Source organism: Alteromonas sp. MmMcT2-5, assembly GCF_022348315.1.
GTDB lineage: Bacteria > Pseudomonadota > Gammaproteobacteria > Enterobacterales > Alteromonadaceae > Alteromonas > Alteromonas macleodii.
The window spans coordinates 1-19,808 of sequence record NZ_JAKRFB010000002.1; the positions used below are offsets into that span (position 1 = coordinate 1).

The 19,808-nt window shown below is 44.6% G+C and carries 18 protein-coding genes; 7 read left to right on the forward strand and 11 right to left on the reverse strand.

Translation table 11 applies throughout. From position 1 onward, the window contains the following. Positions 1-380 precede the first annotated feature (380 nt). Positions 381-1,424 (reverse strand): UDP-N-acetylglucosamine 2-epimerase, encoded by a 1,044-nt coding sequence (locus MHN09_RS02005; protein ID WP_014977872.1) that lies wholly within the window; start codon positions 1,422-1,424, stop codon positions 381-383. A 176-nt stretch (positions 1,425-1,600) separates the two neighbouring features. On the opposite strand from MHN09_RS02005, the gene MHN09_RS02010 reads away from it, so the two are divergent. After that, positions 1,601-2,143: a gamma carbonic anhydrase family protein gene (locus tag MHN09_RS02010; protein ID WP_014977871.1), complete on the forward strand. Its 543-nt coding sequence runs from the start codon at positions 1,601-1,603 to the stop codon at positions 2,141-2,143. Here the strand turns inward: MHN09_RS02010 and aroE are convergent. After that, on the reverse strand, positions 2,140-2,979 hold the full coding sequence (gene aroE / locus MHN09_RS02015) for a shikimate dehydrogenase (RefSeq protein ID WP_061438874.1): 840 nt from the start codon (positions 2,977-2,979) through the stop codon (positions 2,140-2,142). The two genes, MHN09_RS02010 and aroE, sit on opposite strands and share 4 nt — an antisense overlap. On the opposite strand from aroE, the gene MHN09_RS02020 reads away from it, so the two are divergent. Continuing rightward, positions 2,978-3,409: a group II truncated hemoglobin gene (locus tag MHN09_RS02020; RefSeq protein ID WP_014947737.1), complete on the forward strand. Its 432-nt coding sequence runs from the start codon at positions 2,978-2,980 to the stop codon at positions 3,407-3,409. The two genes, aroE and MHN09_RS02020, sit on opposite strands and share 2 nt — an antisense overlap. Before the next feature lie 125 nt (positions 3,410-3,534). Here the strand turns inward: MHN09_RS02020 and MHN09_RS02025 are convergent, their stop codons facing one another. From MHN09_RS02025 to MHN09_RS02055, 7 genes are all read right to left on the reverse strand, one after another. Further along, on the reverse strand, positions 3,535-4,215 hold the full coding sequence (locus tag MHN09_RS02025; RefSeq protein ID WP_239238846.1) for an OmpW family outer membrane protein: 681 nt from the start codon (positions 4,213-4,215) through the stop codon (positions 3,535-3,537). Between the two features lie 233 nt (positions 4,216-4,448). Next, a complete protein-coding gene (gene hemF, locus MHN09_RS02030; protein WP_075177132.1) occupies positions 4,449-5,381 on the reverse strand; it encodes an oxygen-dependent coproporphyrinogen oxidase in 933 nt (310 codons plus the stop codon). Next, positions 5,378-5,983 carry a Sua5/YciO/YrdC/YwlC family protein gene (locus MHN09_RS02035; RefSeq protein ID WP_014947734.1) on the reverse strand — a complete coding sequence of 202 codons (606 nt, stop codon included), beginning with the start codon at positions 5,981-5,983 and terminating at the stop codon, positions 5,378-5,380. The genes hemF and MHN09_RS02035 overlap by 4 nt, the downstream gene beginning before the upstream one ends. A 45-nt stretch (positions 5,984-6,028) precedes the next feature. Next, complete coding sequence (locus MHN09_RS02040; RefSeq protein ID WP_014975256.1) at positions 6,029-6,571, reverse strand: type I DNA topoisomerase; 543 nt, start codon at positions 6,569-6,571, stop codon at positions 6,029-6,031. 85 nt (positions 6,572-6,656) lie between these two features. Further along, positions 6,657-7,133 (reverse strand): DUF494 family protein, encoded by a 477-nt coding sequence (locus tag MHN09_RS02045; RefSeq protein WP_014947732.1) that lies wholly within the window; start codon positions 7,131-7,133, stop codon positions 6,657-6,659. 1 nt (position 7,134) lies between these two features. Then, positions 7,135-8,244, reverse strand: a complete 1,110-nt coding sequence (gene dprA / locus MHN09_RS02050; RefSeq protein WP_239238849.1) for a DNA-processing protein DprA — start codon at positions 8,242-8,244, stop codon at positions 7,135-7,137. 39 nt (positions 8,245-8,283) lie between these two features. Further along, a complete protein-coding gene (locus MHN09_RS02055; RefSeq protein WP_052247445.1) occupies positions 8,284-9,357 on the reverse strand; it encodes a LysM domain-containing protein in 1,074 nt (357 codons plus the stop codon). Between the two features lie 216 nt (positions 9,358-9,573). Between MHN09_RS02055 and def the strand changes: the two genes are divergently transcribed. The 4 genes from def (at position 9,574) to trkA (ending at position 13,808) form a co-directional block, all read left to right on the forward strand. Continuing rightward, the gene (gene def, locus MHN09_RS02060) at positions 9,574-10,083 is read left to right on the forward strand and encodes a peptide deformylase (RefSeq protein WP_239238855.1); all 510 of its coding nucleotides are present in this window, start codon (positions 9,574-9,576) and stop codon (positions 10,081-10,083) included. An 8-nt stretch (positions 10,084-10,091) separates the two neighbouring features. Further along, positions 10,092-11,042: a methionyl-tRNA formyltransferase gene (gene fmt, locus MHN09_RS02065; protein WP_239238858.1), complete on the forward strand. Its 951-nt coding sequence runs from the start codon at positions 10,092-10,094 to the stop codon at positions 11,040-11,042. 2 nt (positions 11,043-11,044) lie between these two features. After that, the gene (gene rsmB / locus MHN09_RS02070) at positions 11,045-12,364 is read left to right on the forward strand and encodes a 16S rRNA (cytosine(967)-C(5))-methyltransferase RsmB (protein ID WP_014975252.1); all 1,320 of its coding nucleotides are present in this window, start codon (positions 11,045-11,047) and stop codon (positions 12,362-12,364) included. A gap of 64 nt (positions 12,365-12,428) precedes the next feature. Then, entirely contained in the window at positions 12,429-13,808 is a 1,380-nt protein-coding gene (gene trkA, locus MHN09_RS02075; protein WP_014947726.1) for a Trk system potassium transporter TrkA, read from the forward strand. Between the two features lie 113 nt (positions 13,809-13,921). On the opposite strand, the gene MHN09_RS02080 is transcribed toward trkA, so the two are convergent. After that, on the reverse strand, positions 13,922-15,373 hold the full coding sequence (locus MHN09_RS02080) for a TrkH family potassium uptake protein (RefSeq protein ID WP_014947725.1): 1,452 nt from the start codon (positions 15,371-15,373) through the stop codon (positions 13,922-13,924). Between the two features lie 266 nt (positions 15,374-15,639). Then, the gene (elbB, locus tag MHN09_RS02085) at positions 15,640-16,293 is read right to left on the reverse strand and encodes an isoprenoid biosynthesis glyoxalase ElbB (protein WP_239238861.1); all 654 of its coding nucleotides are present in this window, start codon (positions 16,291-16,293) and stop codon (positions 15,640-15,642) included. Between the two features lie 421 nt (positions 16,294-16,714). Here elbB and polA point away from each other — a divergent pair, with 421 nt between their 5' ends. Then, complete coding sequence (gene polA, locus MHN09_RS02090) at positions 16,715-19,507, forward strand: DNA polymerase I (protein WP_239238864.1); 2,793 nt, start codon at positions 16,715-16,717, stop codon at positions 19,505-19,507. Positions 19,508-19,808 lie beyond the last annotated feature (301 nt).

The following is a 19,808-nucleotide window of genomic DNA, read 5'->3' on the forward strand; positions in this document are numbered from 1 at the left end:
ATTAAATATATCGAAATATGAATCGTCGTTGTGACACTCTTAACGAGTGCCCACACAGATTGTCTTGTCTAAATTTTTAAAGAACATTCACTAGAAGCCTTTGCTTCTTAGTGACTCACCCTGTTCGAGTGAGGTGCGCATTATACGCTGGAAGTTTTCGTTGTCAACACTTTTTGAAAATTTATTTTCTGAAGCGCCTCTCCTAAACTCCCGTCCTTACTGGCCTACAAAGGTAGTAGAGACTTACTTCAGGAGGCTTGCTGTTTTGCTTTTCCCCCGAAGCGGATGCGAATTTTAGGGAAATGAGCGCTCACGTCAACACTTATTTTAAAAAAAGTGTCATATTCGTTTTGAATGCTCGTTTATTCAGCAAAAACACCCTATTTCCAGTATCCCGTCTTCTTTCTCATCTGAAATTTACGCCATATTCCAGGCTTATGCGGCTTTAGCTTTCCTTTGTATTTGAGAATAAAGTCATCAATAGCATCTAAAACGCGCTCGCTATTACGACCATCCCTGTATTTCTCATGGAGATCTACATAAGCATTTATTGCATCAATTACTTCAATAGGCTTCGTAAGCGCGTAATCTATAGCCGCTTCAATTTCACTTGTTTCTGTCACGTCTATTAGATGAGGACCTGGATTAGTATTGCGGAACGTCACCACCGGTTTTTCTTGCATCATAAATTCTAGAATGATGGATGAACTATCGCAAAGAAGCACACTTGCTTCGTTCACACTGTCTAAGTCAACGTTATGTAGATATTTAACGTTATCTATAGACGCAGCTAATTGTTTATAACGTTCCACAATTTCGGAGCCGTGCAGTTTAGGATGAAATGTAAGGATCCAGTTCCAGTCTCTTTCTTTAGCTAATTTCTCGATAGTTTCAAAAACCGACTCGGCCGAACTAATACCTTTAGTAAACGTTGTTCCGTAAAGTATCGTTGGAGGATTTGATGCCGGCGGGCGTTTTCCTTTTATATAGGTATCGACCTTGCACCATCCTGTTTCATAAGCCTTAAAGCTACCATGCTGCTGTTCTAGAATTTTATAGGGTGCTGTACTGCTTGGTCCTTGTGTACAAATTAAGTCAAACCACCCGCGAATGCGGAAATGGGAATCTTCTTGATAGGTCTGTTCGCCACGCTTACCAATAAAGTAGCCATGAAATACGCCTACCTTAATACCAGGAATAAAATGATAAATGTAATTACCGGGAGTCAAAGTCGCGTCGGGATTGAACTCAACAAGCTCTTCAACTGTTGCTAATCTTTTCTCATCGGCAAGTAACAAGTCTTCACAGCTATGCTCCAGATACCACGCTACTTCACCACCACGCTTTCTTATCTCAGATTGAATAGGTCGCAATATTGAATAGGAATAAGGCAGTGCCGCAAATAGTACATAGCGCTTTGACATGAACTCTCCGTAGAAATAGCATTTTGATTTTTTTCTATAGTATATCAGCATTGTTGCTTTAAAAGATTGAAGCTAGCTATCGATAACAAGATTAATCATCAAGTGTTAATGTGTTTTATGCATTTCTTTAAAAAAGGCTTACCATGTCCTGCATAATTTCGCTTAAAGAGAGTTCTATGGCACAACCTGTAATCAGTTTTAAAGGTGTTTCTCCTACATTAGGAAAGAATGTCTATGTTGATGGCTCGGCAAGAATCGTCGGTGATGTAGTTTTAGAAGATGATGCGAGTATTTGGCCGCTGGTAGCAGCTCGTGGCGACGTGAACAAAATTCGTATTGGTGCCCGTTCTAATATTCAAGATGGCAGTGTTTTACACGTTACCCGTAAATCTGAGAAAAACCCCAACGGCTTCCCACTTATTATTGGTGAGGACGTTACCGTTGGGCATAAGTGTATGCTGCACGGCTGCCAGTTGGGTAATCGAATTCTCGTTGGCATGGGCGCTATTGTAATGGATGGTGTTGTTGTTGAAGACGATGTGTTTATTGGTGCAGGTACATTAGTGCCGCCGAACAAAAGATTAGAAAGCGGATTTCTTTACGTTGGAAACCCCATGCAAAAGAAAAGACCGCTCAACGACGCCGAAATGGCATTCCTGAAACAATCTGCCGTTAACTATGTTGTATTGAAAGATGAGTACCTTGAAGAAGCGAACTAGTTTCGCTTCTCACCTTGCTCAACGATAGCCCTGACACGTTTTACAATATCTGAAGTATCGGGGCGCTTTTGTGTCCATATGTAGAATGCTTCAGCCGCTTGCTCAACCAGCATCCCTAACCCATCTATTTGTGTTTTAACACCAAGTTCGGCCGCCTCTCTCATAAAGCGCGTGGGTGAGTTTTTATAAACCATGTCGTACACCACTTCACAGTTTTGTAAAACACCATCATTTAAACGGCACGGCAATTCATTGCTTAAACTGGCGGCTGTTGAATTGATAATAATATGAGGCGCAACATCTGCGATATCTTCAAGCGCAGCCACCTGCACTTTAGCGTTTGAAGCGGCGCTTGCCACTTCCTCAGCTTTCGCTTTGGTTCTATTGGTGATGATTAAAGAGGCGGCCCCTGCTTTTAATAACGGGGAGATTACGCCACGGGCTGCGCCGCCGGCACCAATAAGCAACACGCGCTTACCCTTAATTTCCACACCGCTGTTAAGCAGATCGTTTACCAGCCCTACACCATCAGTGTTGAATCCCCATATTTCACCGCTGTCACCATTCATTAGCGTATTAACAGCTTGTGCATCTTTGGCTGCTTGGTCATCTACCATTGCCAAGTTGAATGCATCAAGCTTAAAAGGCATGGTGACGTTACAACCTAAAGCGCCTTCCTGAGCTAAAAACGCGTTGGCGGCATCTACAAAACCGTCTACGGGCGCAAGTATCTTTTCATAAGAAATATTTTCTCCCACTTGTTCAGCAAACATTTGATGGATAGTTGGTGATAAACTCTGTGCAATAGGATTTCCGAATACAGCGAATTTTTTCATGGGAATACGAGACTTATTTAATATAAAGAAGAAAAGCGATAATCGTGCTTCGCAGAGTACACCATATGAACGTATAGGTGGAGAGGAGAAAGTACGGGAATTAGCAAATACGTTTTACGACATAATGGAAACCGATCCACTCGCCAATGAACTGCTAGCTATTCACCCCCAGCCATTAGACAGAATTCGCCACGTGTTCTTTCTATATTTAAGTTTATGGCTTGGTGGTCCTGATGATTACCAGCAGCAGTATGGCCACCCGCGTCTGCGTGCACGCCACCTACCTTATACCGTAACACCAGAGTTAAAAGCGCAGTGGATGTATTGCATGCGAAAAGCCATGTTTAAAACGGTTGAAGATATCGCCTTAGCTCAACAGTTGATAGACGCACTTGATCAACTCGCCAATCACATGGTGAATACAAAATAAAAAAGCGCGTTGAAAGGATTAACCTTTTAACGCGCAACTCCCCTGTTACTGTCTACGCTCTTTATGGCGCATAAAGTAGTGCAATTGTGAAAGCCTCATAGTTAATAAGGTGATGAAACTAAGAATTAGAATGTGTAACCCACCGATAAGGTATACACCCAAGGATCTATTTCAATATCACTTACCTTTCCAGCAGCATCACCCACTTTGAAGGTTGCTTCGGTATCTATATCAATGAATCGAATCGATGCATTGACATGCCATTTGGTATCAATTTGGTAATCCATTCCCACCTGTGCTGACAAGCCAAATGAATTATCAAGCGAAAGGTCGCTTAAGCCAGCTGTTTCATTTGCACCTGTAAACTCTTCATCAAAGATAAAGGTATAGTTGATACCAGCACCAATGTACGGCTGAAACGCAGAGCTGGCATCATTAAAATAGTAGTTTGCGGTAAGCGTAGGTGGAAGGTGCGTGACTTCTCCAAGCTGGTTACCCGTCCCTAACGGGTCAGCAACAGAAAAATTCACGTCGTGCTTAAACGGCGTTGCGGCAAGCAGCTCAATATTAATGTTATCAGTAATAAAGTACGCTACGTTTAGACCTAGCTGAGTATCGTTATCGATATTAAGGGCAACGCCAAGATCAGTTCCACCCGCGACGATGTTAGAGGTAGATTCGTCAGGAGCAACGGTAGTAAGACCGCCACGAACAATCCAGTCGCCCTGCTGGTGAGCGCTAGCTAAAGGTGAGAGTGCAGCAAGAGTAAAGCAAAGTGCAGATGCAGAAAAAAAGTGTTTGCGCATGATGTGTCTCTTTTGTGTTTAACTAAGATGGCGATACTTTACGCCTGTGGTTAAGAGAAACATTGATCCAGCGCAAGTTTGATAACTCACTGAAACACAGATGATATTCCACCTTGATGTAGATCAAAAAAACGCCGCATTAACGTTAATACGGCGTTTTTTAGTCATTAAAGATGAAAGCTGCTGTCGGCGGTCCGCGTAAGGATTTAAGCGCTGCCTTATTTAATAATTAATCACCAATCAGTAGGTTTTAACCAGTCTGTCAGCTTGGCTTCGGCGCTACCCGGTGCAGGTGTATAACAATACTCCCAGCGCGCGAGCGGCGGCATCGACATTAGAATTGATTCAGTACGCCCGCCGGTTTGCAGTCCAAATAAAGTGCCTCGGTCGAATACAAGGTTAAACTCAACGTAACGGCCCCGGCGGTAAAGTTGGAAATCACGCTCTCTTTCGCCGAAATCGGTTTGCTTACGACGTTCAACAATAGGAACGTAAGCATCGATGAAGCCATTACCAACAGCTTGCATAAATGCAAATGACTGTTCAAAGCCCCATTCATTCAGGTCGTCGAAGAATAAACCGCCCACTCCGCGGGTTTCATTGCGATGCTTTAGATAAAAGTAGTCGTCGCACCACTTTTTATACTTAGGGTAGACATCATCGCCAAACGGCTTACATAATTTTTTAGCAGTATCATGCCAGTGTACAACGTCATCTTTAAACGGATAAAATGGCGTTAAGTCGAAGCCACCGCCAAACCACCAGATAGGTGCTTCGCCCTCTTTTTCTGCAATAAAAAAGCGAACATTAGCGTGTGACGTGGGGATATACGGGTTATGTGGATGAATAACGAGTGATACACCCATAGCCTGAAAGTTTCTTCCTGCTAATTCAGGCCGATTAGCCGTTGCTGATGCCGGCATTTGACTGCCAAACACATGGGAAAAGTTAACGCCGCCTTGTTCAATCACCGCACCATTTTTTAGTACTCGAGAACGGCCACCGCCACCTTCTTCTCGCTGCCAGCTGTCTTCAACAAACTGGCCCTTACCGTCGGCAAGTTCAAGGGTTTGACAGATGGTGTCTTGCAGCCCTAGTAAATAGCTTTTTACTTGTTCTATTACTTCAGCGGCATTTTTACCGTCCAGTAATTCTGCTGATGTCATGCTCTTATTACCTCTGCTGTGTCACCATCGCGAATGGTACTGGGTTTAGTTGCACCGCCTACTTCCCCTTCGACATAGAAAACGGAATCAGCGAATACGGCTTTTGCTTCTTCAGTGGTGGTGGCTGGCGGTTGGCCGGTCAGGTTAGCGCTTGTAGAAACTAACGGTTTACCTAACTTGTTGCACAATTCCACTACTACAGGGTGATTAGTTACGCGCACCGCTATTTTACTATGCTTGCCGGTTAACCAAACTGGCGCAGATGACGACTTAGGTAATAGCCAAGTATTAGGGCCTGGCCAGCTCGAAAAAATATCGGTGCGTCTGTCAGGGCGAATGGCGTTATCGTTAACATAAGGCAGTAGCTGACTGTAGTTTGCAGCAATCAAGATCACGCCCTTTTCTACCGGTCGCTGTTTTATCTCTAACAGCGCATTTACAGCGGCTTCATTGTCGGGGTCACATCCGATGCCCATTACCGCTTCGGTTGGATAAACGATTAAACTGCCAGCTTGGAATGCGGCAACAACAGGGTCTACTTCAGGTGAGTTAGCCTCAACGGGGGTAAACGTGTTTACGTTCCCATTTTGGATATCAGACATGGTTTTAATCTCTACGTATAGTTCTTCGTTTAGTTGTTCGTATTATTACTTTTTAAAGCCACAACTAGGCTGAGGACACTGTAACTGCCCCTTTTTATCTATCAATACTCCCCAACCGCAATCTGGGCAGCTTTCATTAACCGGCGTGAAATTTAGCACATATCGACATTGTGGATAATGGTTGCACGCAAAAAACTGTTTGCCGTATTTGTTAGTACGCGAGATTAGATGCCCTTTCTTACACTTTGGACAATCCACCAAAGTATCCTCTTTTTCTTTAATGGGCTCTATGTGATGGCATGAAGGAAAATTGGTACAGCCGATAAACATGCCAAACCGCCCTTTCTTTATGGCTAAGTCGGATGCGCATTCAGGGCAGGCTACGCCGTCCAAGGTTTTAAGTATGGTGGTTTGTTTATCGTGAAGTGGCTTGCTGAAGCTACATTCAGGATAGCCTGTACAACCGATAAAAGGACCCGATTTACTATTCTTTATATGAAGAGGTTTACCGCACTCGGGGCAATCTCCGAAATTATCATCGAGAGCGTGCTCGTGCGCTGAAAAGAGTGAATGGTCTATTTTAGACATGTATTGGACGTTAAGGCCTTAAACGCGCTGCAATTTCACAGCGCATTTTTAAGTAAAGATTCAAATACCAGTGACTACAACTGCATTAATGCAGAACACCATCTGGCTCTTCGAACAAAAGATCTTCCATTTGTGCGTAGGCTTTCTCTTTGCCAGGTACGTTGAATAGTACCATTAGCACAACCCACTTCAGGTCTTCCAAGCAAAATTCATTGGAATCAATTTCCATAACGCGATCTATAACCATTTCGCGTGTGGAGGCATCCAACACATTAACCTGTTCTAAGAACATAAGAAAACCGCGACATTCCACATCTAAACGCATTTGTTCTTCATGCGTGTAAATACGGCTTAAGCTAGTGCTAATACCTTTGCAAAAGTACGGTTTGATGTCCGTCTCTTGCAGTGCCGCTAACTTTTCTAACCATGCGAGGGCTTTATAAATCTCATCGTGATGAAATCCTGCGCGCACAAGCTCTTCCGTTAACTCGTCTTGGTCAACACGAATTTCCGTTTCACTGTGAATGAAGTTTTCAAACAGATACATGAGGATATCGAACATATTATTTTCCCCTCAATTTAACGTAACCACCAGGGACAGCGGCCACTAAACCACGCAACTCATATTCTAATAATGATGCCATTGCTTGCGATACAGATAAGGCATTGCGCTGGGCTATGACATCAATAGCGGTGATGTCATAATCCACACTAGCTAATAATTTATCGGTTGCCAAGCTATTCGCTGTACTTTTTTCGTTTTGCTCGTCAACATTCAAGCCTAGTTGTTCAGGTTGAACGCCAACTTCATCTAGAATATCGCTTATATTTGTTACTAATTTGGCGCCCTGTTGGATTAACCAGTGGCAACCTTCAGCGTAAGCGTTAGCGATATTGCCTGGCACAGCGAATACTTCTCGCCCCATATCTGCGGCCAAATTCGCAGTTATCAAGGTGCCACTCTTAATTTTTGCCTCTACCACTAAGGTTCCAAGGGATAACGCTGCGATAATTCGATTTCGCCTTGGAAAATGCCAAGGCTTAGGTCCCTGCCCCGGAAAAAACTCTGTAACGGTGACACCTCCGTCATTGTTGATAGCTTCATAGAGCTTACTATTTTTAGCCGGATATACCTTTTCAGGTCCCGTACCCATTACCGCAATGGTTCCGGTGCTACCAGACAGGGCGCCTTGGTGTGCGGCGCTATCAATGCCCATGGCAAGGCCGCTCGTCACTACAACTCCGCTACTAGATAACCCATAAGCAATGTCGGTTGCGGTACGCTTACCCTGAAGGCTGGCCCTTCTGCTTCCCACTATAGCAATCTGTGGTTTTTGAAATAGCGCTTTGTTTCCCGTGGCAAATAGCGCGAGGGGCGGACTATCCAATTGCTTAAGTAATTCTGGATAGTGAGGCGATGACAACGGCACGATGTGTCTATTGTCGCTCGCTTGCAGCCAGTTTATTGCTGCATCAATCAGAGGCGGTGAAATGTTGTTGGTGAGTTGTTTAACCTCGTTAGGCAGCGAAGACGTGTTGCTGCCTAAATCGACAGTAGAAAGTTGATATTTTTCGAGAGCCTGTAGCCATAGTTTAGGTGAAACACGCTGAGCGGAAGCCAGCGCTATCCATGCTAATGTTTCGCTGTCTAACTGAGAAGATTGTGGTGCCATTATCGCTCCTAATGCGAGCGACAATGAACCATGCAACGTTTAAGGCTTGGCGACAATGAAGCCGCGCTTTATCCCCTTATTCGCTCGCGTAATTAATCCGTAACTTGCCGCATCAAATGTTTTAAACACAACAACTTCACCTACTTTAAGCGCGGGTTGCGATACTGTATCGATAAACCACTCACCACCAGTGTTAGCGCCGGGTTCATCTACATAGCGTGGACTTTCTTCGTCAATAATGGCTGGACCTTGTGAGTAAAGCCCCAGGACCGTACCTGGCGCTACTTCCATACTGCCTAAATCAAGAATGACAACGTCGTATTTGCCAAGTAAATCGTGATCATGCAAATCTCCAACTATTGCGCCTCGCTGCGAAGTAGCCGGAACAAGTTCAAAGCCTTCAGGATGTTCAAATCCACCCGCCATTAACTTATCACCGCGCTTAGCTTCTTGGTTCGCATCGTCGATGAAAAGCAACATCGTGTTGCTACCTTCATCTTTTTCCACTAGTGAAGCTGTTGAAACATGGGTAACTTGAATACCAAGGATTTCCCCATCAAGATTTCTAATCGTAGCGTGCTTTCTTACAACTCTGTACTGATCGTCGGTACTGAATTGTTGCTGGCTTAACACAAAATCATCAGACGCAAACCTTACGTTTCCATCCTGATTACCCAGCAATTTAGGTAGCGAAGCATAGCTTTCCTCGTCTAGCAGCATGTGTTGTCTAATGAATGGAGAGATAGATGTCCACGACAACACATCAACAGGCTTCGGTTTTACTCGCTTATCGGTAGCCGGAGAAAGTTTATAGGAAGGTTTGTCGCGCTTTACACTTAATACAGGCTGCCCATCAACATACCCAACGACGATAACATCGCCCGGGTAAATAAGGTGTGGATTGTCAATTTGGGTGTTGGTTCGCCATAATTCAGGCCAGAGCCAAGGCTCATTGAGAAAAACGTTAGCGATTGCCCATAGCGTGTCTCCACGCTTTACTGTGTAGGTTTCTGGCGCGCTCTCTTTTAGCTGCAGCGCAAAGGTAGGCAAAGAAAGCAGTACACCTAAGATAAACAATGCTGCACGACGCGCGTAAATCAATCGCTTTTTCAAATTAACCACCTGCAAATTATTCACTGTCACTCATTGTTGATTTTTCAGACAATAGCACTATATCGGCATAACTAGGTATTCTAATAGGGTTTCGGTAAAAAACTGCACGAAACAGCCCGATATACGTTAGAATAGTAACTTAATAAGCACTGTAAAGTGTGCTGGCAATTAGATCGTATATGAATTTATACAGCGAAAAGGTGAAGTAAGCGAGAAATGGCAATTTTAGACGTATTAAGTTTTCCTGATGAACGTCTTCGCACGGTAGCTAAGCCGGTTGAAGAGGTTAACGACGAAATTAAACAATTGGTATCGGACATGTTCGAAACCATGAAAGACGAGAACGGTATTGGCCTTGCTGCAACGCAAGTTAACCGCCACGTTCAAGTTGTTGTAATGGACGTATCGGAAGATCAAAACGAGCCACGCGTATTTATTAACCCTGAAATCATTCGTAAAGATGGCTCCACGATTAGCGAAGAAGGCTGTTTATCAGTGCCGGGTAATTACGCGAAAGTTGAGCGCGCCGAATCAATTACCGTAAAAGCGCTAGATCAGAATGGCGAAAGCTTTGAGTTGGATGCAGAAGGTTTGTTAGCGATTTGTATTCAGCACGAGCTGGATCATCTAAAAGGCAAATTGTTTATTGATTACCTTTCACCGCTTAAGCGCCAACGTATTCGTAAAAAGCTTGAGAAAGAAGCGCGTCTTGCTGCAAAAACCTAAGGAATAACGTGACAACTCCATTGAAAGTGATTTTTGCCGGTACTCCGGATTTTGCAGCTAAACATCTATCAGCGTTACTCGAGAGCGAGCACGAAGTCATTGCTGTTTACACTCAGCCTGATAGACCCGCAGGGCGAGGTAAAAAGCTTACCGCCAGTCCGGTTAAAGTATTAGCAGAAGAAAACGCCATTCCAGTTTACCAGCCTCAGTCGCTTAAAGCTCAAGACGCTCAGGAAGAATTAGCCTCGCTCAATGCCGATTTAATGGTAGTTGTTGCTTACGGACTGATACTGCCTACCGCGGTGTTAAATGCACCTAAGCTAGGGTGCATTAACGTGCACGGCTCTCTTCTGCCTAAGTGGCGAGGCGCGGCACCAATACAGCGTTCAATCTGGGCGGGTGACGCTGAGACCGGCGTAACTATAATGCAAATGGACGAAGGTTTAGATACGGGTGACATGCTTCACATAGCAACATTGCCTATTACCTCTGAAGATACCAGCGCCACCTTATATGAAAAGCTTGCAGAGCTAGGACCACAAGCGTTGGTTGAGGTCGTTAATGAATTTGATCGTTACACGCCCACCAAACAAGACGACTCTCAAGCGACCTACGCGAAAAAGCTATCAAAAGAAGAAGCCCTGATTAATTGGGCAGACGATGCTGAGCAAATAGAGCGAAATATCCGCGCCTTCAACCCTTGGCCTGTAGCGTGGATGCAGGTCGAAGATCAGAACGTTAAAGTATGGTCTGCCAGCGTTGTTCCTTTAAATAAAGGTGCCACGCCAGGTACGGTAGTCAGTGCCAATAAAGAGGGCATTACTATCGCTACGGGGCGCGATGCGCTTTGCATTACAACTCTTCAAATTCCTGGCAAAAAGGCGCTTCCAGCGTCAGACGTTATCAATGCTCGCCAAACGTGGTTTGAAGTGGGCCGTTGTCTGACACAAGCGGACTAAACGTGAAACCATTACCCCTTCCCAAACAAAAGAACCTGCGCGCAGATTGTGCGTGGGTCATCTATCAAATTTTAGAGCAAGGCAAGTCATCGCGTGAGTGCTTAGAGCGCGTTCAGCGCAGACACAACGCCAAAGATAACGCATGGATTCAAGAGATGTCACTAGGGGTAATGCGTCGCCTTCCCCTTTTACAGCACTGGCTGCGCTCTTTGTTGGATAGGCCTCTAAAAGGCAACAAAAAAGTCATAGAACATCTTATTCTTCTTGGTTTGTACCAGCTTAATTTTTCCCGCGTTAGCAACCACGCCGCCGTGGGTGAAACCGTCGCTGCAGCGTCTTATTTAAATGCCGCAGGATTAAAAGGGTTAGTTAATGCAGTACTGCGTAATTTTCAGCGAGAGAACCTTGCAGACAAACCTGTAGACGACGCAATCATAAACAGCGGCTTGCCAAAGTGGTTGTTTAAGGCAATAGAGAACGCCTATGGTGACGACGCCGAGCAGGTACGTACTGAAACGAATGCCATGGCCCCCATTTGGCTTCGCGTAAATAAGTTGCAAACATCCTTGGCAGCATTTACTCAGGCGTTAGATAAAGCAGGGGTTGAATATACCCTTAGCGCAAACCACGCTGATGCGGTAATTCTGACTAAGCGAGAAGATATTACTGCCCTGCCTGGTTTTGAAAAAGGTCACTTTGCGGTACAAGATGGGGCAGCGCAATTAGCCGCACATTACCTAAAGCCTCAAGCGAACGAACGCATTCTAGACTGTTGCGCCGCACCAGGCGGAAAAACAGGGCACATTGTTGAGTCTGCACCTGATACGCAGTACGTATTAGCGCTTGATGCTGATGCTACCCGCCTAAAACGGGTAGAAGAAAACATGACTCGCCTTAAGCACACTGTCGATATCAAGCAAGGTGATGCAGCTAATCCTGATACCTGGTGGGACGGAAAGCCCTTCGACAGAATATTACTGGATGCCCCCTGCTCTGCTACCGGCGTGATTCGACGTCACCCAGATATTCGCTGGCTTCGAAAAGCCAATGACATCGACAATTTAGCACAGCTTCAACGGCGTATATTAGAAACGTTGTGGGGTCTATTAAAGCCAGGCGGCACGCTGCTTTATGCAACATGTTCTATTTTGCCAAAAGAGAACATGGCGCAAATACAGCAGTTTCTCGCCGACACTCCAGATGCCTCGTTATCGCCCATAGTGAAAACAGAAACCGTTGATAAACCCGGGCGCCAGATAACGCCAGGGGAGCAACAAATGGATGGTTTCTATTATGCGAGGCTGGTAAAGTCAGCAGACTGAGTTCAATAGTTGTGCAACGTCACACAGTTAAGACTTGCACGAATATGAAGGCAAAATAATAACGATGAAGATCATCATTTTAGGGGCCGGCCAAGTAGGCGGAACACTTGCTGAAAACTTAGTGGGTGAGAATAACGAAATAACGGTTATTGACTCTGACCCCACTATATTGCGCGCACTTCAAGACCGTCTTGATTTACAAGTAGTAACAGGCGTGGGATCACATCCTGATGTGTTGCGTAAGGCCGGTGCGGAAGATGCAGATATGCTGATTGCCGTAACCAATAGTGATGAAAGCAATATGTTGGCCTGTCAGGTGGCCTACAGCCTATTTAAAACACCCACTAAAATCGCTCGCGTGCGCTCTGAACAGTACATCATTTACCAAGAGCAGCTATATAAGCAGCAAGACATTCCCGTTGACCACATTATCGCTCCTGAGCAGTTGGTAACTAAGGCCATCAAACGTCTTATTGACTACCCGGGTGCACTTCAGGTGGTTGAGTTTGCTGAAGGCAAGGCCAGCCTTGTTGCGGTTAAAGCCTATTACGGTGGCTTATTGGTAGGCCACGCGTTATCTGCGCTTAAAGACCACATGCCTAACGTTGAAACTCGGGTTGCTGCCATTTACCGACGCGGCCGCCCTATTCGCCCGTTAGGTACCACGGTTATTGAGGCCGATGATGAAGTGTTCTTCATTGCCGCTACCAAGCACATTCGCGCAGTAATGAGTGAGCTTCAAAAGCTCGAATCAAGCTACAAACGAATTATGATAGCCGGTGGTGGCTTGATTGGCGCAGGCCTTGCGAAAAAGTTAGAGCACAATCATAACGTTAAGCTTATTGAATACAGCCCAGAAAGGGCCAAATATTTATCTGCGAACTTAGATAAAACCATTGTATTTAGCGGTGACGCGTCTGACCCTGAATTGCTAAGTGAAGAAAATATCGAGCAAGTTGACGCTTTCATAGCCGTTACCAACGACGATGAAGCGAATATCATGTCAGCCATGCTGGCAAAGCGTATGGGTGCACAAAAAGCCATGGTGCTTATCCAGCGAAGTGCTTATGTGGACTTGGTGCAAGGCGGTGAGATAGATATCGCGTTTTCACCTCAACAAGCCACTATCTCGGCGCTACTGACTCACGTACGTCGAGGTGACATTGTAAACGTGTACTCATTACGACGAGGTGCTGCCGAGGCTATTGAAGCGATAGCGCACGGTGATGAAAATACCTCTAAGGTGGTTGGCAAACAAATAGGCGATATTAAACTACCGCCAGGTACCACGATTGGGGCTATTGTTCGAGACGATCAGGTGATTATTGCTCACAGCGATACCAAGATTGAAGCAAACGACCATGTAATTTTGTTCTTGGTTGATAAGAAGTACATCAACGACGTGGAAAAGCTGTTCCAACCCAGCGCATTTTTCTTTGGCTAGCGCTTTTGCAAAGCGTCATAGGTGCCGCAAGATTAAAAGTTGAAGACATAAAAATAAAGGGCGATATTTATCGCCCTTTTTTTTAGCTCGTATCAAAACTACCGGTTTATTTGTTAACTGCGCCAGAACGTTGGTGAGAACAAGACCAGCAATGAGAAGACCTCTAGTCGCCCAAATACCATGGCAATCACCAGTATCCATTTGCCTGCGTCAGTAACATCAGCATAGTTGGCCGCTACGCTCCCCAATCCCGGACCTAAGTTATTCAGCATGGCCGCAGTAGCGGTAAAGGCGCTTAGGTTATCTAAACCCGTGGCAATCAAGCCTATCATAATGATAACAAACACCACTGCATAAGCTGAAAAGAACCCCCATACGGCCTCTACTACTCTGTCAGGCATGGCACGGTCGCCAAACTTAACGCTGTATACCGCTTTCGGGTGAATTAGCCTATCAACCTCACGCTTGCCTTGTAGAAACAGTAAGCAGACGCGTACTACTTTTAAGCCCCCACCCGTGGAACTTGCGCACCCGCCGATAAAGCTTGAAAAAATAAGCATAATAGGGAGGAATGCCGGCCAGACTGAAAAATCAGTGGTTGCAAACCCGGCAGTGGTACTAATAGATACCGCTTGGATCATAGCTTGGTCTAAAGCCTGCTCTGCCGAGCTATAGTAGCCTGATAGCGTAAGTACTAGGAAACAAATCCCGATGAGTGAGGCTTGAATGATAAAAAACGCCTTAAACTCTGGATCGTTAAAATAGCCTTTAACCGAACGAGAGCTCACCGCCGCATAGTGTAATGAGAAGTTTAACGCAGCAATAAGCAAAAACACGGTACACACCACGTTTACCATAGGACTATTAAAATAGCCTAAGCTGGCGTCGTGGTTCGAAAAGCCACCAATAGCAACCGTTGAGAAAGAATGGCAAATCGCATCAAAAACATTCATTCCCGCAAGCCAGTATGCACCGGCACATGCAATGGTTATGGATAGGTAGATGTACCACAAATGCTTTGCCGTATCGGCAATACGCGGAGTCATTTTATTATCTTTAACTGGGCCAGGAGTTTCTGCCCGATAAAGCTGCATTCCCCCTACTCCAAGGATAGGTAAAATGGCAACTGCGAGTACGATGATACCCATGCCACCTAACCACTGAAGTTGTTGACGGTAAAACTGTACTGAGTGAGGAAGAAAATCTATCCCCTCAATAACCGTAGCTCCAGTGGTAGTCAGGCCAGAAAATGACTCAAAGAAAGCATCGGTTACCGTCATGCTTGGTTGCTCTAGCAAGATAAGTGGAATTGCCCCCACGCTTGCTAGTACTGACCAAAACAGCGCAACAATCAGAAACCCTTCTCGTGCTCTTAAGTCATTTTTCTGCTGACGGTTGGGATACCACAATGCCATACCGCCGATGACACAAAATATAAATGCGAGGATAAAAGGCAGGCCACTGCCATCTTGATAAATCAACGACACGATAGCGGGTGGGATCATGGTTACGCTAAAAAGCGCAATTAATAACCCAAGTATTCGTATGATGGCACGGTAGTGCATTGTTTGTTATGCCTTTATTTTTATAGTGCGCATAAGGACTACTGAGCCCTAGTTACAATGTGCTTTTTGATATGGTTTCAAAAAGCGAATCTATCTACGTGAAACAAGGTAGATGAAATCCTATACGTTACGCATAGGGTTTTGATTATAGGACTATAATGAACAAGGGGAAACCTTTGTCTCCCCACTACATTAGGCTAATTACACATAAAGGCACCTGATCTTTTCACTAGGAAAAAACCAACCACTTTTATTTTTTTAGTTTTCTATTTCATAGCAAGCACGGTTTTGACCATCTTAGCAATACTCGCATTGGCTTCACTAATGCTTTGCGCCAGCATATACGCAGGTGTAGTAACAAGCTTCGCGTCATTATCAACAACCACCTCATCAACTGGGCACTCTACATGCGTTGCTCCTAAGGCATTCAGCCCACCAGCCGTGGCTTCGTCATTGCCAATGGTCAGTTTAGTTTTGTTGCCATACACTTTTGCTGCTAGCGCAGGTGCAATACACGCGTACGCTGCGGGCTTTTTAGCTTGAGCAAAGGCTTTGCACACTGTCAGCACCTCTTCGTTAAAGGTACAATTTTCACCGTCTACAGCAAACGTGCACAGGTTCTTCGCAGCGCCAAAACCACCAGGTAAAATAAGTGTGTCAAAAGCAGTTACGTCGCACTCAGTCACGGGTTTTATATCACCTCGGGCAATACGGGCCGATTCTACTAACACATTTCGGGTTTCACCTTCTGATACCTCACCGGTTAAGTGATTGACTACATGCAGTTGGTTTACATCTGGAGCAAAACACTGGTAAGACGCACCTTCTTGCTCAATGGCTAAAAGTGTCAATACCGCTTCGTGTAACTCAGCCCCGTCAAACACACCACTACCACTTAAAATAACGGCTACTTGTTTCATATTGTCCTCCTAGACGCTATGCCATCTACTTATTCAAAATTTGGCTATTAAACACACAACTGTTCAAAAAAAGTTCTTAATAATACGTGTATACATTGTTAATGGTTATGCTACATTACTTGACCAACTTGGTTAAACCAAAAATAAACGTACACCAAGTTATCCACATAAAATGGAATGGTAAGTAGCAGGTACGCTGTTTTCACACCTAAGTCTCATTCCCTTATTTTTCTTGATTTGAAAGGTGATCTTTAACTTGACAAAGATCATCCGGATCACTGTGCCCAAAATTTTAGATCACAAAGTTATCCACAGGCGAAATGCGATCCGCTATCGACCTTAATGTTCCTTCATGATATGGCGATCTGCCCTAGCCTGTGGCATCCTTGCGCTCATATTCTCTATTGGAAAATCGCCATCTATGCCTGATTCTAAAAAGCCTCCATTTATTCTTGTCGATGGATCGTCATATCTTTTTCGTGCCTTTCACGGTTTACCACCATTAACCAACTCAAAAGGTCAAGACACCGGTGCTATTTATGGTGTTGTGAACATGCTTAAAAGCTTGATCAAACAATACAACCCGACGCATATGGCGGTGATTTTTGATGCTAAAGGCAAGACCTTTCGCGATGACATCTATAAAGAGTACAAAGCGAACCGTCCTCCGATGCCGGATGAGCTAAGAAGCCAAATCGAACCGTTGCACGCCATCATTAAGGCAATGGGTTTACCTGTTATTGTTGAGTCGGGTGTAGAAGCTGATGACGTGATTGGCACGTTAGCCAAACACGCCACAGAAAAAGGTATTGATACCCTTATCAGCACCGGCGATAAAGACATGGCGCAACTAGTTAATGAACATGTCACCTTAATCAACACCATGACAAACCAACTGATGGATGTCGAAGGTGTAAATACGAAGTTTGGTATTCCACCGGAGCTTGTGATCGACTTCCTTGCGCTTAAGGGCGATAAAGTCGATAACATTCCAGGTGTACCTGGTGTAGGTGATAAAAGTGCTCAAGCCTTGTTAAACGGTATTGGCGGTATCGACGACATATATAAGAACCTGGATAAAATTGCAGATCTATCGTTTAGAGGCAGTAAGTCGATGGCGGCTAAAATGCAGGAATACGAAGAGCAAGCTCGGCTATCTTATACCCTAGCTACTATCAGCATCGATCTTGACCTTGACTACGACGTTGAGACGTTAATGCCGTGTCAGGCAGATAACGAACAACTTCGCGATCTGTTTGCCGAATACGAGTTCAAACGCTGGCATGCAGAAGTAAGCGCGCTAATAGTTGGCGGAGATACCTCAGCTGCCAATTCAAGCGCCGACGAAAGCAAAAGTGACAGCGTAGAAGATACCGAACAAAGTTTAGCGGTAGAAATAGATAAGTCGAAGTATGAGACCGTGCTTGATGAGGCGCGTTTTAACGCTTGGGTAGCGAAGCTAGAAAAAGCCGAACTCATCGCTTTTGATACCGAGACAACCAGCCTTAACTACATGGATGCGGAGTTAGTTGGCGTTTCATTTTGTATAGAGGAAGGTGAAGCTGCTTATGTGCCTGTTGCTCACGATTATCCAGATGCACCCGCCCAGCTATCACGAGAATTTGTATTAGACGCATTAAAGCCTATTTTAGAATCGGACACCGTGATCAAAGTAGGTCAACACATAAAATACGACAAAAATGTGTTAGCGAACTATGACATTACCTTAAACGGCATCGGCTTTGACACCATGCTTGAAAGCTATGTACTAAACAGTACTGCGCAGCGCCATGATATGGACTCGCTTGCCCTAGCCTACCTTGGTCATAAAACTATTCACTTTGAAGAGATTGCGGGTAAAGGCGCAAAGCAGCTAACGTTTAATCAAATTAGCCTTGAAGAAGCAGGGCCTTATGCCGCAGAAGATGCTGATATCACACTTCGCTTACACAACGCTATTTGGACTAAGTTGAAAGAAATTCCTGAGCTTAAAAATCTATTGATAGATGTTGAGGTTCCCCTAGCCTGTGTACTTTCTCGTATGGAACAGGAAGGCGTATTGATAGACAGCCAAAGGCTGCTTCAGCAAAGCCAGGATCTTGCCACCCGGATTGCCGAGCTTGAAAGTGAAGTACATGAGGAAGCTGGCGAGCCATTCAACTTAGGTTCTACTAAACAGCTTCAACATGTCTTGTTCGAAAAAATGTCGCTACCGATCATAAAGAAAACACCTAAAGGGGCGCCGTCTACTTCTGAGGACGTACTGCAAGAACTTGCGCTTGAGTACCCGTTGCCGAAGAAGATCATGGAATACCGTGGCCTAACCAAGCTAAAGAATACCTACACGGATAAACTTCCTAAGATGATCAATCATCGTACGGGTCGAGTGCATACTTCTTATCACCAAGCAGTAACCGCCACGGGACGACTCTCTTCCACCGATCCTAACTTACAGAACATCCCTATCCGAAATGAGGAAGGTCGCCGCGTACGTCAGGCATTTGTACCAAGAGAAGGAAATAAGTTCGTCGCTGCCGACTACTCGCAAATTGAATTGCGAATAATGGCTCACCTTTCGGGTGATAAGGGTCTATTAGACGCCTTTGCACATGGCAAAGATATTCATAAAGCTACAGCGTCTGAAGTGTTTGGTGTTCCACTAGATGAAGTAACCACTGAACAGCGTCGCAGTGCAAAAGCGATTAACTTTGGCTTAATTTACGGTATGAGTGCCTTTGGGTTGTCGAAGCAACTTAATATTCCACGTAATGAAGCACAGAAATATATGGATCTTTACTTCGAGCGCTACCCAGGCGTGCTTGAGTACATGGATTCAACACGTGAGAGCGCGAAAGAAAAAGGTTATGTAGAAACCGTATTTGGTCGCAGACTTTATTTGCCTGATATTAAAGCCAGTAATGGTGCACGTAGAAAAGGCGCAGAGCGCGCAGCGATAAACGCGCCTATGCAAGGCACAGCGGCAGACATTATTAAGATGGCGATGATCAAAGTTGATGACTGGATTAGAAAAAATGCATCTGATGATGTGACAATGATGATGCAGGTGCACGATGAATTGGTTTTTGAAATAAAAGAAGACAAAGTGGAAACCTATGTCTCTACTATTACTGCTCTTATGGAAAGCGCAGCTACGCTAAATGTTCCGCTGGTTGTTGAGGCTGGTGTGGGCGAAAACTGGGATGAAGCGCACTAGTTTGGTAATTAGATTACAGTTTTTACATTAAAAGGCGCGTTATATTCATTAAATTTGGTAATTTAATTACATAACACCCTTGCCTTTTCTGTGCTTTGTTGTAATATTACACATGTAGGGTACAGAGGTGAGAAAGCTGTTTTCAAACCTTTGCTTTAACCCCGACAGTTTTGTCGGGGTTTTTTTATATCTGCGGAAAATAAATAATTCATAAATATCAATAACTTAAAAAATAAAGCGAATTTTATTTTAATTTTTCTGAACTTCTCTATTTATCACGACTCTATATCTACGGTTTTTA

Bases quoted from the DNA above. Each gene is read 5' to 3' on its own strand.
- MHN09_RS02005 (WP_014977872.1), bottom strand. From the start codon at position 1,424: ATGTCAAAGCGCTATGTACTATTTGCGGCACTGCCTTATTCCTATTCA.
- MHN09_RS02010 (WP_014977871.1), top strand. From the start codon at position 1,601: ATGGCACAACCTGTAATCAGTTTTAAAGGTGTTTCTCCTACATTAGGA.
- MHN09_RS02020 (WP_014947737.1), top strand. From the start codon at position 2,978: ATGGGAATACGAGACTTATTTAATATAAAGAAGAAAAGCGATAATCGT.
- aroE (WP_061438874.1), bottom strand. From the start codon at position 2,979: ATGAAAAAATTCGCTGTATTCGGAAATCCTATTGCACAGAGTTTATCA.
- MHN09_RS02025 (WP_239238846.1), bottom strand. From the start codon at position 4,215: ATGCGCAAACACTTTTTTTCTGCATCTGCACTTTGCTTTACTCTTGCT.
- hemF (WP_075177132.1), bottom strand. From the start codon at position 5,381: ATGACATCAGCAGAATTACTGGACGGTAAAAATGCCGCTGAAGTAATA.
- MHN09_RS02035 (WP_014947734.1), bottom strand. From the start codon at position 5,983: ATGTCTGATATCCAAAATGGGAACGTAAACACGTTTACCCCCGTTGAG.
- MHN09_RS02040 (WP_014975256.1), bottom strand. From the start codon at position 6,571: ATGTCTAAAATAGACCATTCACTCTTTTCAGCGCACGAGCACGCTCTC.
- MHN09_RS02045 (WP_014947732.1), bottom strand. From the start codon at position 7,133: ATGTTCGATATCCTCATGTATCTGTTTGAAAACTTCATTCACAGTGAA.
- dprA (WP_239238849.1), bottom strand. From the start codon at position 8,244: ATGGCACCACAATCTTCTCAGTTAGACAGCGAAACATTAGCATGGATA.
- def (WP_239238855.1), top strand. From the start codon at position 9,574: ATGGCAATTTTAGACGTATTAAGTTTTCCTGATGAACGTCTTCGCACG.
- trkA (WP_014947726.1), top strand. From the start codon at position 12,429: ATGAAGATCATCATTTTAGGGGCCGGCCAAGTAGGCGGAACACTTGCT.
- MHN09_RS02080 (WP_014947725.1), bottom strand. From the start codon at position 15,373: ATGCACTACCGTGCCATCATACGAATACTTGGGTTATTAATTGCGCTT.
- elbB (WP_239238861.1), bottom strand. From the start codon at position 16,293: ATGAAACAAGTAGCCGTTATTTTAAGTGGTAGTGGTGTGTTTGACGGG.
- polA (WP_239238864.1), top strand. From the start codon at position 16,715: ATGCCTGATTCTAAAAAGCCTCCATTTATTCTTGTCGATGGATCGTCA.